The following is a 15,877-nucleotide window of genomic DNA, read 5'->3' as shown; positions in this document are numbered from 1 at the left end:
CTAAAGAAAGTATCCTGAAAATCAGCAAATAAAAAGGCTGGCTCATAATCTAGCCGCCTTTTTTCAACTTTACATTTCTTCTTCATTACTTCTTGGTTTAGTGAAGTGATCGACGCGACTACCAACAGGTTCTGCTTCAGAAACAGGCGAGATAGGTGCTTGAGCCACAGCAGCATCATATTTTACCTGCAATTCAGCTAACTGATTTTCATACATTCGTTTCACTTTTTCAATATCTTCTTGTGCTAACTTATCAGCATCTGTTTTGTAGACTTCAATGTCTTTCTGTAATTCTTTTACTTGTTTTTTTTGTTTCCATAAAGTCGTTGTTGAAGTCAGCAGACCAATCAACGCACCAATAATCGCCGATCCTAATATAATAAGGATCAATGGACCAGTAATTTTTGCAAAACCGAAACTTACTGGTACTGTTTGATTATTTAATACTGCAAAAATAACAACGATTAGAACTAAAATAAGACCGATAACGACACGCCACTGATTTTTCATAGTTTATTTCCTCCTCTTGTACAGATAACTGTAGCTCACTGTAACTTATATGATTCAGCCTCTGTTGTTTATTTTTTATTTAATACTCCGCCAGCTAGCAAATCTCCTAGGTGAGGAAATAGTGTATATAAACGATAAGCACCTTCCATCACTTGAGGACGATTGATCTCTCGTTTGTAAGTCCCCATCGCATTCACGATTTCTTTCGCTAATTTATTAGGCTCTAAAACAAACAAATTTACAGAGGCTAAATATTCACCTGACGGATCAGCTTTATCAAAGAACTCTGTTTGAATAGGTCCTGGGTTTACCGTTGTCACAGAAATACCTAATGGTTTTAATTCCAGACGCAACGCATTGGAAAAACCTAAAACAGCAAATTTAGTAGCAGAATAAACCGTTGATTTTGCTGTAGCCATTTTTCCAGCCATTGAAGCTATATTAATGATGTGCCCAGTACCTCTTTCAGCCATTTGGATTGCGGCTTTTTGAGTGAAGACCATCATCCCTAAAACATTTACTTCAAACATATTTCTAGCAACAGCTAAATCGATATCTACAAATTTTTCAAAAATTCCAAAGCCGGCATTATTGACCAGTACATCGATAGGACCTGCTTCTGTTTCGATTTTCTTGAAAACAGCTTCTACATTTTCTGGATCTGAAATATCTAATTGGAAAGAAAATGCTGTTTTTCCACTTAGCACTTCACAAGTTTCTTTTACTTTACCTATTAAATTGATTCGTCTAGCACAAACAACAACGATTGCACCTTTTTTGGCCGCTTCATAACAAATTTGCTCCCCTAAACCAGCCGATCCACCTGTTACAACAACTACTTTATCTGTCAAATCCTGTCCTTTATACATATTAATTCCCCTTTACTCCGCTTTAAATGGAATCTCTACAATTTCCATATCTTTTACAATTTTTGTATTTGGAAAAAGTTCTTTGGCTTCATTTTCTAACTGGATAATATCGCCAGTTAAATAACGGGCACTGATGTGTGTTAGTATCAGTTTTTCTGCTTTAGCTTCCAATGCAACTTGTGCAGCATGGTGACTCGTAGAATGATAATATGCTTTAGCCATTTTTTCTTCGTCTTTATTGAAGGTGCTCTCGTGAACTAAAATATCCGCATTCTCTGCAAGTGAAACACTATTTGATGTTTTTCTTGTATCGCCTAAAATCGTTACGATTCTACCTAGTTTTTTTTCTCCAACAAAGTCTTTTCCCTTTATTACTCGTCCATCTGGCAATTCTACGACTTCTCCTCGCTTAATTTTTCCATAAATAGGACCTGATGGAATATTTAAAGCAGTTAGTTTATCGACTTGCAATTCTCCTTCATGATCCGCTTCTACGATACGATAGCCAAAGCTAGCAATTCCATGATCTAGTGGCTTGCACGTCACAGTAAATTGATCATCGGAAAACATAATACCTTCTTTGATTTCAATAAACGTTAATTCATATGACAGTCGTGTCTGCGAAACCCTCAATGCCGTGCGAACAAACTCTGCAATACCAACTGGTCCATAAACTTCTAATTTTTCATTCCCACCTTGGAACGAGCGACTGCTTAATAAACCAGGCAAGCCAAAAATATGATCTCCATGTAAATGGGTAATGAAAATCTTCTCAATTTTTCTTGGGCGAATATTACTTTTTAAAATTTGCAGTTGTGTCCCTTCGCCACAATCAAATAACCACACTGCATTTCTTTCGTCTAATAATTTTAGAGCGACACTACTTACGTTGCGATGTTTTGCTGGAACCCCAGCTCCTGTACCTAAAAATTGTAATTCCATAGGCTACCTAACTTTCCTTAAACTTCTTCTTTATTTTAGAAGAAAGTTGTCTCTTTAGCAAATAATATTTATTTTACAGGAAAACGCAAAATAACAGTCGTTCCTTTTGGTAAAGTGTCCGCGATTTCGATTTTCCCTTGATGTTCATCTACAATCCATTTAGCAATGGCTAGACCAATACCGTAACCGCCTGTTTTACGATTTCTGGATTCTTCGCCACGATAGAAACGTTCAAATACTGCTACTTTTTTCTTTTCAACGATACCGATGCCTGTATCACTTATTTTAATGATCCAAACGTTATTTTTTACACTTGAAAAAACAGTGATTTTTTCACCTGATTCAGTATATTTTAGCGCATTATCTAACAAAATAATCATTAGTTGGTGAATTCTTTTTTTATCGAAAAAAAGTTGTTGGTCTGCCCCTAGGTCGATGATAAACTCTTTTTCTTCAGCTAACGCTAATTCTTGATAAGGTAGAAGAACCGTATTTAAAAAGACATTCATTTTCACAGGCTCTTTCTCTATGCTGAGAGAATTTGAATCAGAACGAGCGAGTAAGAGTAAATCACTCGTCAATTGGCTCAAGCGTTGAACCTCGTCTAATGATAAGGCAATCGTTTCAGATTCTTCTAAAATCGTGTGATTTGGTTTTGTAAATAGCTTTTCCAATTTTGCTTGAATGATGGTTAATGGTGTTCTAAGCTCATGTGAGGCATTTTCAACAAATTCCTGTTGTTTTTTCCATGAAATTAATATAGGTTTCATAAACCACTTAGAAAGAAAATAGCTCAAAGCGATTGATAATAAACTGGAAATAACCATACAGATGATCAGTATTTGTTTAAATTGCTCAACAGTTCTTTTGATAGGATCGGTATTCACTAATAGTTGAATATAAGCAACCTGCTCATGATTTTTAACAGGTAGTGTAATTGAGCGAAAGTGCAAAGAACGATTATTACTATCTTTTATTTGAATACTGCTAATTTTATGTAAATTTTCTGTTGATAAGTTTAAATTCTGAAAATCATAAAAACGAGAACCTAGCTCAGTTTCATTCACTATTTCTCCGTTTTTAGACCAAAGAATTACTTGTTGTTGAAAGTTATTAGGTGGCGGTGCGTCGAACTTATCCAATTGAAAAGAATTTTCGTGTAATCGCTTTGTTTGCATAAGTTGTTGTAGAAATTTTTGATCGTCAGAAAGTCGTTTTAAATCATGGTCAACGGTTTGATAAATGGAGGTTTGTACTAACTGAAAAACAATCAATCCTAAAACCAAAAAGATACTTGCAAAAGAAATCAAATTAATCACGAAATAATTGACTCTTTGTTTTTTGCTTAGTTGTTCATTCATGATCTATCTCCTCTGGCACTTCAAAAAGATAACCAACATTACGCAACGTTTTGATCCAGCAATCAAGTCCAAATGGTTTTAAATTCTTCCTAAGATTACTCATATAAACTTCGACAACTGTTAACGTCGTATCTGATTGAAAGCCCCAAATCCGATCAAACAATTGATCTTTGGTAATGATTCTTCCTTTATTTTGCATTAAATAATGTAATAAATCGAATTCTTTTCCTTGAAGCGTGAGTTCGTTTCTTTTAAAACTAGCGTGCCGATTATCCAAATCTAAACACAACTCATTAATGACTAACTCATTCTTACGATTCATCCCTAATGAACGACGAGCAAGTGCTTGAACTCGTAATAACAATTCTTCTCGGTGAAAAGGTTTAGTCAGATAATCATCACCGCCATTTTTAAAACCATTTACTTTATTTTCTAGCCCATCTTTAGCTGTTAAAATCAAAACAGGTGTGTAGATGTTTTCTTTTCTTAACGTCGTTAAGACCTGCTCACCTGACAGTGACGGTAGCATTAAATCAAGTACAATTAGGTCATAAATTCCCCGTTCTCCTTCATACAGCGCTTCTTCTCCATCATATACTTGCGTGATTTCACCTATTTCAGATAAAATTTCTAGAATACTGTCTGATAAGATTTCGTCGTCTTCTACTAATAGTATTTTCAGCATTTTTTACACATCCTTATCATAAAAAAAGACGCGTAGAAATAACTTCTGGTCACGTCTTTTAAGTCATTTATTTTATCATTCTTCATTGATCAATTTTCACTTTTTTTCTTTTGAATCTTTCTTTTTTTCATGCCAAGATTTTTTAGCTGAATCTGTTGTTTCTTTTTCTACTGCTTTGGCATCTGTGATTTCTTTTTCTACATCTTCAAAATCTAATCGAGTGATTTCTCCGCCTAGTTCGTTCATGATTAATTGGTTTAAAGGACGATTGTCGTCTTCTTCAGCAATCAATATCAAGCCTGTTTCGCCTTCACCGATTTGTTTAGTCACATGTTCAAAGACAGTTTGAGCACCTTGAATTTCTTTGGCATCTTGAGAAGCTCCAAATAAACTTCCTGCAAACCAGCCTAGTAAAATGCCTAATGGACCGCCCAAAATACCGATCAGCATTCCGATCATACTATTTTTTGCTGTGTGATCATTCCCTGTAAAATCTAAGAAATCATCGATCTTAAACTGATGTACTCCATCGTTTACATGGGTTACAACAGCCATTTGTTCTCCTTTAATTTTTTTCTCAACATACAATTTTTTTATTTCTGAAAATGCTTGGTAAGCTTGACTTTCTACTTCAAAATGCATAATAATAACTCGTTTAGACATACGACCACCTCGTTCTATTTGATACCCTTATTCTATCAATAAACTAGTCATTAAAGCAATGAATATCAACTATCTAGGTGGTTGACCACCAGGCCCTCCACCCATTTGATTATCCGTGACTTCTGAGCCAGATTGATCAACGGATGTTAGTATATCATTGATCGAAATTTTTGCTAGCTCTGTTCCATTTGAGTAACTGCTGTTGCTGTATAAACCATTTTTCGCTGTTCCAGAATCTTCACCCCCTGTAGATAAGGTTATCGTTTCCCCCACTGTTAGATCCGGTGAGCTAATCGCGATATGAGAAAAATCTTTTTCTGACGCAAATGATAGGATAGTATCTCCTTCTGCATTTTTCAAACTGACTAAAGTTCCGGCTTTTTGAGTATCGTCAAAGTAAAGACTCAATGCGGCTTGAGAAGAAGCCTCACTAGCGCTCATTGCCATTCCCGAACGACCGCTTGCCGCAAATACACCACCATCTATTGTAAAGGTTCCGTCATAATCAAGTGCAGCATTCCCATCATCAGTCGGCCCATTTACGATTAGTGTTCCTAAAGTCATTCGAACATCACCGTTGCTATCGATCCCATCTCCATCTGCATTTACATAAGTTGTTCCACCATTTATTTCTATAAATTTAGTGCTATCTGCAGCGCCACCAGGTTGTCCAGCTCCAGGTTGACCAAATGAATCTGCGCCGAATTGTCCTTCTTGCCCTTCTTCGCCAGAGCTGCCACCTGCTGCATTGATGCCGTCATCTGATGCCTTGATAGAAATATCTCCATCATTGATTGTCACTGTGGCGCCTTCTAAGCCTTCGTAAGAGTGATTAACCGTTATTTTTCCATTGTTGATCAGCAAGTCAGTATCAGCATGAATACCGTCATCGCCGCTTGCTAATAAGAAGGTTCCGTTATTGATTGTCACTGCTACATTTGAATGAATTGCATCATCAGCCGTGTTTAAGTCAAACATGCCATCATCTACAATAATGTTTCCAGATGCTTTCAATCCTTTATAGCTAGCCGTTGTATCGATTGATTTGTCTTCATAACCACCTGCTGTTTGTATCTTGATATCAGATTTTGCAATAGACAAATTGGTTTCCGCTTGAATCCCATCATTACCTGACTGAATTACAAACGATCCACCATCTATCGCAATCCAGCCTTTATCAGTTTCTGTGCTATTATTTGCTTGAATCCCATCGCCTTCCGTCGTTTTTAAGGAGAAGGTTCCAGCAGCAATCGATACAGAGTCTTTGCCTTTAATAGCGTTATTTTTAGCGGTGACATTAAGTATCCCATTAGTGATCACTAAGTCATCTTTACTGCGAATGCCATTACTATAATTGCCAGTAATCTCTAACGTGCCAGCACCATTAATCGTTAGGTCATCTTTACTAAAAAAAGTAGCATCAGGCTCAGTTTCTTCAGCAGAAGCAACGGTATAATCATTCCCGTCTGAAAGGCTGTTTTTTGAACCTTCTGCTAAAGTCGTGATTACTTTTTTGGCTTGCTCGATGTAAATTGCTGAAGACGAGTCATTGGTTATCGAGACATTGTCCAACAACAAATGGACGGTTTCTTCATTCACACTGATTTTTATTTGACCTTTGTAATTTCCTGTTACTATATAGGTTCCACCTGCCGTGATCGATAGTGTATTATTTTTTTCAGAAACACCTGACCCATCTATTTTACTTCCAGAGTCGTTTAATTCAATTTTGGTCGCTGTTTTTTCATCGTAACGTTCATCATAATCTTCTTCATCATAGTCACCATATTTAGTTTCAGATGATTTCTTTGCTTCTTGAACCGCTACAACTTGTTCTTGGCTTTTCGATGTTGCTTTAGTTGAACTAGTTGCTTCTTTTGCACATCCAGTAAATAGTATGAGTAAACTCGTTAAAACGGCGAGACCAAATTTCTTTTTTTTCATTTTATTCACCTACAATTCTTCTCTATTTGTTGAAACTTTCCCTGATATAATCGTTAAGTTGCCATTTCTTACGCGCATGGCATCCATTAGTTCTTTTTCCATCTGACTGTCTTTTAGCGTGATTCGATAACGTAGCTCGTACAAACTCCCCATATTGGTCGTTTTCACTGAATCTAAATTAGCTGAGTAGGTATATTGCTGAAATAGATCATCAAATAATCCAGGATAATCTAAATCTTCTGGAATCGTGATTTTTACTTCTCGTTCAGCTACTTTTTGCTTTTCACCAAAATGAAGAGTATTTAATAGTAGTAAAAACAGAGCGATCATCACAGAAAATAATGCAATATAGCTGACATACCCCATTCCTGTAGCGAGACCAATGCCCATTGACCAAAAGATACTCGTAATTTCTCTAGCACCACCTGCCACTGAACGGAACCTGATCAAACTGAATGCTCCTAAAACTGCAACACCTGTTCCTAAGTTGCCATTGACTAACATGATGACTAATTGAACTAAGACAGGTAAAACGGCTAAAGTAATGACAAAGTTTTTACTATAAACGTTTCTATACATATGAACATAGGCTACTAAAAGACCTAATAGAACCGAAGTAACTATACAAATTGACAGTTGTTTGAATGACAAATCCACTGAACTTTCTACTAATAAACTAGACAACATGCTGAAAATCTCCTTTGCAATATAGGTAACGTTGATACGTTTGAGCATATTTTGAAAAAGATGTTGGATAAATATCAAGTTCAGCTAAGATTTCTGAAAACCAGATTGGGTAAGCGCCCAATGCCTTTACTTCCATCAAAACATCAATTTCTGGTGCTACTCCGTCACCTTGATCATCTAACGTACGAGTTAGTTGTTCTTTTCGATAGCGTATATTAAAATCAAACGTTATTCGAAAATCTTTATTTTCTACATCAAACAATGCGCACCGATCATATGCAATCATCACTTTGGGTTCTAATCTTTTGCGTGCAACTAACCAGTCAATTTCCTGTTTGATTTGCTGGTCTTTTGATGTCTTCAACTTAAATGAATGTGGCTTTTGGATATAACATTTCGCTGATTGATAACTTAGAGCTACTCTTCTTTTATAGACAACACCGCTGACTTTCTTTTTTATTTCGAGAAAAACTGTCGACTCTTTTTTAGGAATACCGTAACTTCTGATCCTAAATTTTTCTTTATATACTGGTTTTCCTATTGAATGGCGGATCATCTCATAACTTGGTGTGTCAAAATAAACGGAAATGATTGTATGTAATCCATATTCATCTTCTTGCATATAGGGAGCTAATTTCCCCCTCAATTGTTGATACATCGTATTAGTCAGTGCATACTTTTTTTCTTTTCTTTGAAAACTATTTTTTAGCTTAACCAATTTACTGCCTCCTTTGACTGAGTTTATTATATAAAAGAAAACATAAATGAAACTTAAAGAAAAAAATCACCTCATCTCTGAACATAGCACTTGCTCAGAGATAAGACGATTTAAAAATTTAGATATTTATTTCAACAACTCGCATACAGGGGTATATTCTTTATTTTGATCTTTCGCTACAGCTTCCATTGTTAAGTGTTTTTTATACGTATTGATTCCAGTTGAAACTGTTTCATTTTCTTTTGCCGCCTGAACGATCCCTTTATTAGCAATCGTAACAGCATAAGGAATCGTTGCGTTTGTCAAAGCGAAAGTTGATGTTCTGGGAACGGCTCCTGGCATATTCGCCACAGCATAATGAACGACTCCATGTTTGACATACGTTGGGTTATCATGTGTCGTGATTTGATCCGTTGTTTCGAAAATCCCGCCTTGATCGATAGCGATATCTACGATAACAGCCCCAGGTTTCATTTGTTTAACCATGTCCTCAGTCACAAGTTTCGGTGCTTTAGCACCTGGGATCAAGACCGCTCCAATCACAACATCCGCCTCTTTCACTTTATTTTCTATGTGATACGTGTTAGAAATCAATGTTTGAACGTTGGTGCCAAAAAGATCATCCAGTTCAGCTAATCGATGGGGATTCACGTCTAAGATCGTTACTTTTGCGCCTAAACCTATAGCAATTTTTGCTGCATTAGTTCCTGCCACTCCGCCGCCGATGATCAAAACTTTCCCTCTTTCAACACCAGGAACTCCAAATAGCAAGATTCCTTCTCCACCCTTAGGTTTTTCTAAAAACTGAGCACCAACTTGTACAGACATCCTACCGGCAACTTCACTCATTGGTGTTAATAACGGTAATGTATGATTCTGGCTCATCGTTTCATAAGCTACAGCAGTTACACTATTTTCGATCAACGCATCGGTTAATTCTGGTTCCGGTGCTAAATGAAGGTAGGTGAATAAAATCAACTCATCGTGAAAATATTGAAATTCTTTTTTTAATGGTTCTTTCACTTTAATCACCATATCAGATTGCCAAACTTTCGCAACATCATTTTCTATTGCAGCTCCTACCTCTTCATATTCTTGATTCGTAAAACCAGAACCAAGACCAGCTTTATTTTCAACGATAACTTGATGACCGTTATTAATCAAACTAACTACGCCAGCTGGTGTAATAGCAACTCTGTTTTCATTGTTTTTGATTTCTTTTGGAATACCAATACGCATGATTTTCACCTCACTGATTTATTTTATACTACTAATGTCCGTTCGTTATTGAATTGTGCATATTTTTTATTGACCGCAATATCTTCTAGTGTTTCGACTAAAGTATAAACTTCCTCATACGTGTTATAAAGAGCAATTGGAGCTAAACGAATCACATTTGGCTCTCTAAAATCTGGAATGATATTGGCTTCTTTTAATGCTTTACAAATTCTGTAAGCTTCTTCATGTTCTAAACAAACATGTCCTCCTCGTTTACGATCTTCACGAGGGTTTCCTACAGCATAACCATATTTTGTAAGTTTTTCGTCGATCAAATACATTAGATAAGCGGTGATCAATAATGATTTTGTCCGAATTTTATCCATTCCTACTTCATTAAAAATCGTTAATGTTCCTTCTAACGGTGCCATCGCCAGGAAGCTTGGAGAGCCAATTTGCCAGCCACTTGCATCTCGTTGGTGTTCAAATTCATGTTTTAATTCAAATTGCGTATCGTCTTTATTGCCCCACCAGCCAGCTAAGCCTGGTATTTCTTTAAAATGTTTGCGATTCATATAAAGACCAGCGATTGCCCCTGGACCTGCTGATAAATATTTATACGTACACCAAATGGCAAAATCAGGATCTACTTCTTTAAAATCCATTGGTATTGCGCCAATTGCATGACACAAGTCCCAACCGATCAAAATTCCTCTCTTATGTGCGGCTTCTGTCACACGCTTCATATCTAGGACTTGTGAACTACGATATAAAACTGTCGGCAATAGAATGATTGCTACATCATCGGTCATCGCTTCAATAACAGCCGTTTCATCGATCAGCCGTCCATTCGTACTTTTCACTACTTTTACAGCTTCTTTTGGATCGTAACCTCTTAAACGAACTTGACTGTCAATTGCATAACGGTCTGTCGGAAAATTCAAATCATCAACTAAGATTTTATAGCGCTCTTTTGTTGGTTTATATAATGTGCTGATACATTGATGAATATTGGTTGTTGTGCTTCCTGTGATTACGACTTCTTCAGGATAAGCGTTGATCAGCGGGGCAGACATTTCACCTAATTTTCCAGCGTAATGAAACAGACCATCCCAAAGTTTGATTCCTTCCTTTTTCCAGATATCCATCATATTGAGCAATGCCTTTTCAGCATCTTTTGAAGCCAAACCTAGTGAATTACCATCCATATATATTTCTCCAGGCTGAACATAAAATCGATCTCTGATATTTTTAAGCGGATCTTTTTCATCCAATTCTTTTGCAAACGCTAAATCTTTCTTAAATTCTCTTTCCATTATTTATCACCTTCCAAGTTTTTTATTAAAAAGTACCTCTTAAAGACGAAAAGTTTCCAATTAAACAAGCGAATTATATTACTATATTTTTTTTGTTTAATCTAATGAAACCAAAAACTGCTAACAATGCGACTAAACCTACGCCACCTAGTATATAAATAGCCATTACCCAAGAGCCACTAGATTCACTTACATTTGTAGCAATCGGTGTTCCTACAACAATTCCAATATAATAAAATAAATTGATAAATGAAATACTTGCACCGATCAATTGCTCTTGTTTTACCACTTTTGGTGCTAAAATCATCACACAGGAAGAAGATAAACTAGCTCCCGCTGAAAGTGTAAATAGTTGAGCAGTAAATGTAAATCCGCTTGATAAATGGCTCATCCAAAATGTAGCTACCAACATTAGTGTAAATGAGGCAAAAATAATCATCTGCCCTTTTTTTGTTTTATCGATCAAATAACCTGCCAATGCACCAAAAGGAATGCCAAATAGCCCAAAATAGCCAGTGTAACTATTCGCTAAAGTTTCTGATAATCCATATTGTTGAGTATAAATTTGCGGATATAGATTGATAAAAGCAAATAATATAAAAGCCATGCAGCCTTGCGCAAGCGCTAATAACCAAATCGACTTGTTTTCTATCGCTTTTTTGAATGCTCCTTTATCTTCTTTTTGCTCAGCAATAGATCGACTAGTTGGTTCATCTAAGAAAAAAGCGTATAAACATAACAAAATCAAAGATAAACCTGCGATGATCAACCAAAGCGAACGCAAGCCATAAGTTTGTGATAACGGTTTAAACAAATTCATAGCCAACATCGATCCTAACGCTGAAAATGTCCCCCAAAGTCCTGTAGCAATCCCACTGCCACCTTCTTTAAACCAAAAATTAATCAAAACAATCCCTACCATGATAATCATTGAAAAAGAGATTCCTTCAATTGCTCTTGAAATCAATAATGGCCAAAAGTTGTTAGAAAAAGCACCTAAAACGTTGCCGATAGCTAAACACCCCATCAACCCCATCAATAATTTTTTAGGACCAAATCGTGTGACCAAGGCACCACCGGGAATAGCTAGAAAAATACCAGATACCGTAAAAATCGACATCAACCAAGATAACATTGATAAACTTACACCTAAATCCTGACCTAATTCATTTTGAATCGGAACCAGTTTCAATTGACTTAAAGAAACAATCACTCCACCTATATACAACAACAAAAATTTTAACCATCTGTTTCTCACCATAAAGAACGCTCCTTTTTAGATTGAGGAAACACCGTATTTACTAGTAAACAGTCAGATCATCTTAAGATAGATCAATCATAACGAATTTTCTAGTTTCATGTATATAAAAATATGAATTTAATGTAAGCGTTTTCTTTTCTTTTTAGTAAAAGTATGCCACTTTTTTTTACAATATGAAAAACTCTATTCTACAAAAAAATTTAGATTATCTCCTGTAGTTTAAATTTATCTGGAAAAATCCGTTTTTTTCCTCTATAATAAAACATACATAATGTTTTTATAAAATTTAGAGGAGGTAGACCATTGGATATAACAGACCGCAAGCTCTTACAGATTCTTCATGAAAATTCACGAATCTCGATTGTTGAATTGTCTCAAAAAGTTAATCTGAGTCGTCCTAGCGTGAAAGAGCGAATCAATAGGCTCGTTGAACAAGGTATTATTACAAACTTTACGATTCAAATTTCGTTGCAACATGTTAAACAAACAATTACTTTTTTTACCGAACTGAGCCAAGTAACGATTCCTATTGAAAAAACGTTATCACTATTAAAAAATAATCCTTATGTAAATGAAGTTCATATTGTCAGTGGTGATGTGAATTATTTAGTGAAAGCAACAGTAACCAATACAACTGAAATGAAAAATTTATTAGCAAACTGGATGCAATTTGCCTCTGTCAAAAGTTCGATTGTCTTAGAGACCCCAGTAGAAAACCAAGTGTATCTTGACATAGAAGAGTAACAATCGCTTTCTAATTAAGTACCATTTCCCTCTTTGGATGGATTAAGTACACGTAATTGTGTAGCAAATTATTAAAATGCAAAAAAGAGCCGAAGAAGTCATCAGCTCTTTTAATTATTATTGTTTTATTCTACAAATTCAAACTCATATTCACCGATTCGGACAATATCTCCATCTTTCGCTCCACGAGCACGTAAGGCTTCATCGACACCCATGCCACGTAATTGACGAGCAAATCTCATGACACTCTCATCATGTTCAAAATTGGTCATTTGGAATAATTTTTCCAACGAATCACCAGATAGAATCCATGTTGCATCAGGATCACGGTCGATCGTAAATTCTGGACCTTCTGGTTGGAAACCATAGTGAACTGTATCTTCAACGATTTCTTCTTCATATAATGGAAATTCCGGCGTTACATCGATCAAATCTGCTGTTGCATTAAGCAAAGGTTCGATTCCTTTGCGTGAAACTCCAGAAATTGGGAAGATCGGTAAATGATCTGCATACTCATCTGTCCGTTCTTTTTCGATTTTCTCTTTGAATTTCTTCAAGTTTTCTTCAGCTTCAGGCATATCCATTTTATTTGCTACAATAATTTGAGGACGTTCCATCAAACGCATATTATGAGAGGCTAACTCTTTATTGATAGCTAGATAATCTTCATAAGGATCGCGCCCTTCCATCCCACTCATATCGATTACATGCAAAATAACTCTTGTCCGTTCAATGTGGCGTAAAAACTGTGTGCCTAAGCCAACTCCTTGAGATGCCCCTTCAATCAACCCAGGTAAATCTGCAGCTGCAAAACTACGTCCATCACTCGTTGATACCATTCCAAGGTTAGGAACTAATGTTGTAAAGTGATACGCGCCGATTTTAGGTCGAGCGGATGAAATAACAGATAATAAAGTAGATTTTCCTACCGATGGGAACCCAACTAAACCAACATCAGCCAAAACTTTTAATTCTAATTCAATTTTTCTTTCTTGACCAGGTTCACCATTTTCAGCAATTTCAGGAGCTGGATTTTTAGCAGATGCAAATCGAATGTTCCCTCGTCCACCACGTCCACCTTTTGCTACAGTCAGCGTTTGACCGTTTTCAATCAAATCGCCAATCAATGTGCCTGTTTCAGCATCACGAACCGTTGTACCTGGCGGAACTTTTACAAACGTATTTTCTGATCCACGACCATGCATGCCTTTACTCATCCCATTTTCACCAGGTTGTGCTTTAAAATGACGGTTAAAACGGAAATCCATCAACGTACGTAATCCTTCTTCTACAACTAGAATTACATCTCCTCCTTGACCACCGTCACCTCCAGCAGGTCCGCCGTCTGGTACATATTTCTCTCTACGAAAGGCAACCATTCCGTCTCCGCCCTTACCGGCTTTGACATCGATTGTTACCTGATCTAAAAACATGGACATATTTTGTGTCCTCCTATCTTAAAGAAGTAAGGATAAATTGTTTTATATCCGAAAATAACAAAACTCTCTCACCATTTCTTCAGGGTTCCATTTTTTTCAAACCTAATTGTTTGTTTTACTCCGCTTTTCAACAACATTTTCTGTTTGAAAGCCTTTCTTATTGTAAAGGTTAAACCTGAATTTGTCTAGCTAAATTCATTTTTATGAACTAGAATTAGCAGAAGAAGCAACAACAACAGCTACTACTGCGCTTGCTTCTTGAGCCATCATCATTGTGGTAGTCAATGCGGATATATTCAAATCATCGGTTGACAGCCGACTTGTTTCTTCACGGATCAACAAGCCTAATGCTAAAGAATGACGAAAGTCCTTATAGAAACGTAAATTGGTTTTTTCACTCAAAAGTTCTAAATATTCTTCTAAAATATTAAAATCTATCTTTTTAAACGTAGCTAAAAATCCTAATATAATGATACTATTATAAAATTCTGGCTTAAACCGAAAATTGAAGTCTTTTAACTCTCTTATCAAATGACTAACCTCTTCGAGCAATTCACTTGAAAACTTGCCAGTTAGCATTGTGGCAGTTGCCGCAGCAAATTGAAGTTCATTTGACTTGTGAAAACCCTGACTATTTAAAGCTTGATAATACTCTTCAACTGAATCACCAATTTGTTCAGGCGTCAATGTTTCTAGTTTGTCTTGTTGAGCCAAAGCGATTGCAATCGAGCCATCTTCAGCACCAGTAAGAAGATAATGGTGTGCTCTTATTTTTTCGAAAATATTTTGTCCTCTGCGTACAATAAATTCCTTCTCAGCAGTTTCAATAAATTGAAGTAAGTATGCCGAAAAATAAGTATAAGAAGAAGATTTAAAACCAACATCACGCAATCGTTGATAGTCTGTGATCAACGTATGAATATCTAACTCTCTAGATTTATCATTTGCTAGCAACATCCCTAATAAAATACCTCTAACTGGCTGAATCAACACATTGAACATACCCAATTCACGTTGAAGCGCTCCCTCTAATTGACAATAGTCAGCATCTGAAAAACACCGTTCTCTGTCTACAAATGATCGTGCAACAATGTAGGCTATTCGTTTATCAAACCATTTGCCCTTCCCTTTTTTAATTGCTTGATAATTTATTTGAAGTAAATCAACAACCTGACCTCTATTCATTTTTACCAACTCCTTTTAAAATTTTTGGAAAATATGATTTGTATTCATATATAGTAGTATAACGAAAATAATTATTGAGTGCATCCTCTCTTTTGTTCACCAAATCAAGCATATTCTGAGAGGTATTTTACTAATTCTTCTGTCTCAGCTAAACGCAAATCTGTAACGATCTGTCTAAAGACTTTTCCAGCTGCTTCTTGAAGACCATTTTCAAGGAAGCTGTCTATTCTTAAGAAAAGAATCCCTTTTTACTAGCTCAAAATAGAGAAAAAATGCTTCTAAAAAAACAAACGGACTATTCCCCCACATCCCATTTTTTTAAAAAAAATCATTGA

15 protein-coding genes are annotated in these 15,877 nt (G+C 36.1%); 1 reads left to right on the top strand and 14 read right to left on the bottom strand.

Features of this window, described 5'->3' with window-relative positions; genetic code table 11:
* Nucleotides 1-69: 69 nt before the first annotated feature.
* From AC4BBR_RS07930 to AC4BBR_RS07875, 12 genes are all read right to left on the bottom strand, one after another.
* Nucleotides 70-510: a LapA family protein gene (locus tag AC4BBR_RS07930; protein ID WP_490461995.1), complete on the bottom strand. Its 441-nt coding sequence runs from the start codon at nt 508-510 to the stop codon at nt 70-72.
* 68 nt (nt 511-578) lie between these two features.
* Nucleotides 579-1,379, bottom strand: coding sequence for an SDR family NAD(P)-dependent oxidoreductase (locus AC4BBR_RS07925; RefSeq protein WP_490461994.1), 801 nt, complete (start codon nt 1,377-1,379; stop codon nt 579-581).
* A 12-nt stretch (nt 1,380-1,391) separates the two neighbouring features.
* Nucleotides 1,392-2,321: a ribonuclease Z gene (gene rnz / locus AC4BBR_RS07920; protein WP_490461993.1), complete on the bottom strand. Its 930-nt coding sequence runs from the start codon at nt 2,319-2,321 to the stop codon at nt 1,392-1,394.
* Between the two features lie 68 nt (nt 2,322-2,389).
* Nucleotides 2,390-3,682, bottom strand: a complete 1,293-nt coding sequence (locus AC4BBR_RS07915; protein ID WP_490461992.1) for a sensor histidine kinase — start codon at nt 3,680-3,682, stop codon at nt 2,390-2,392.
* A complete protein-coding gene (locus AC4BBR_RS07910; protein WP_490461991.1) occupies nt 3,675-4,367 on the bottom strand; it encodes a response regulator transcription factor in 693 nt (230 codons plus the stop codon). The genes AC4BBR_RS07915 and AC4BBR_RS07910 overlap by 8 nt, the downstream gene beginning before the upstream one ends.
* A gap of 96 nt (nt 4,368-4,463) precedes the next feature.
* Nucleotides 4,464-5,030 (bottom strand): DUF1269 domain-containing protein, encoded by a 567-nt coding sequence (locus AC4BBR_RS07905; RefSeq protein ID WP_490461990.1) that lies wholly within the window; start codon nt 5,028-5,030, stop codon nt 4,464-4,466.
* Between the two features lie 69 nt (nt 5,031-5,099).
* Nucleotides 5,100-6,974 carry a carbohydrate-binding domain-containing protein gene (locus AC4BBR_RS07900; protein ID WP_490461989.1) on the bottom strand — a complete coding sequence of 625 codons (1,875 nt, stop codon included), beginning with the start codon at nt 6,972-6,974 and terminating at the stop codon, nt 5,100-5,102.
* A gap of 9 nt (nt 6,975-6,983) precedes the next feature.
* Nucleotides 6,984-7,661 carry a DUF4956 domain-containing protein gene (locus AC4BBR_RS07895; RefSeq protein ID WP_490461988.1) on the bottom strand — a complete coding sequence of 226 codons (678 nt, stop codon included), beginning with the start codon at nt 7,659-7,661 and terminating at the stop codon, nt 6,984-6,986.
* Nucleotides 7,651-8,379 (bottom strand): polyphosphate polymerase domain-containing protein, encoded by a 729-nt coding sequence (locus AC4BBR_RS07890; protein WP_490461987.1) that lies wholly within the window; start codon nt 8,377-8,379, stop codon nt 7,651-7,653. Before AC4BBR_RS07890 ends, AC4BBR_RS07895 begins: the two co-directional genes overlap by 11 nt.
* Nucleotides 8,380-8,505: 126 nt before the next feature.
* Complete coding sequence (ald, locus tag AC4BBR_RS07885) at nt 8,506-9,618, bottom strand: alanine dehydrogenase (RefSeq protein ID WP_490461986.1); 1,113 nt, start codon at nt 9,616-9,618, stop codon at nt 8,506-8,508.
* A 23-nt stretch (nt 9,619-9,641) separates the two neighbouring features.
* Nucleotides 9,642-10,913, bottom strand: a complete 1,272-nt coding sequence (gene kynU / locus AC4BBR_RS07880) for a kynureninase (protein WP_490461985.1) — start codon at nt 10,911-10,913, stop codon at nt 9,642-9,644.
* Nucleotides 10,914-10,986: 73 nt separating this feature from the next.
* On the bottom strand, nt 10,987-12,174 hold the full coding sequence (locus tag AC4BBR_RS07875) for an MFS transporter (RefSeq protein ID WP_490461984.1): 1,188 nt from the start codon (nt 12,172-12,174) through the stop codon (nt 10,987-10,989).
* Between the two features lie 303 nt (nt 12,175-12,477).
* Here AC4BBR_RS07875 and AC4BBR_RS07870 point away from each other — a divergent pair, with 303 nt between their 5' ends.
* Entirely contained in the window at nt 12,478-12,918 is a 441-nt protein-coding gene (locus AC4BBR_RS07870) for an Lrp/AsnC family transcriptional regulator (RefSeq protein ID WP_490461983.1), read from the top strand.
* A gap of 125 nt (nt 12,919-13,043) precedes the next feature.
* Here the strand turns inward: AC4BBR_RS07870 and obgE are convergent, their stop codons facing one another.
* Entirely contained in the window at nt 13,044-14,357 is a 1,314-nt protein-coding gene (gene obgE, locus AC4BBR_RS07865) for a GTPase ObgE (protein WP_490461982.1), read from the bottom strand.
* Between the two features lie 201 nt (nt 14,358-14,558).
* Nucleotides 14,559-15,542: a DUF4003 family protein gene (locus AC4BBR_RS07860; protein ID WP_490461981.1), complete on the bottom strand. Its 984-nt coding sequence runs from the start codon at nt 15,540-15,542 to the stop codon at nt 14,559-14,561.
* Between the last annotated feature and the right edge of the window lie 335 nt (nt 15,543-15,877).

This window comes from Enterococcus sp. AMC1251 (genome assembly GCF_058216535.1).
This window is presented reverse-complemented; position numbering and strand designations above follow the sequence as displayed.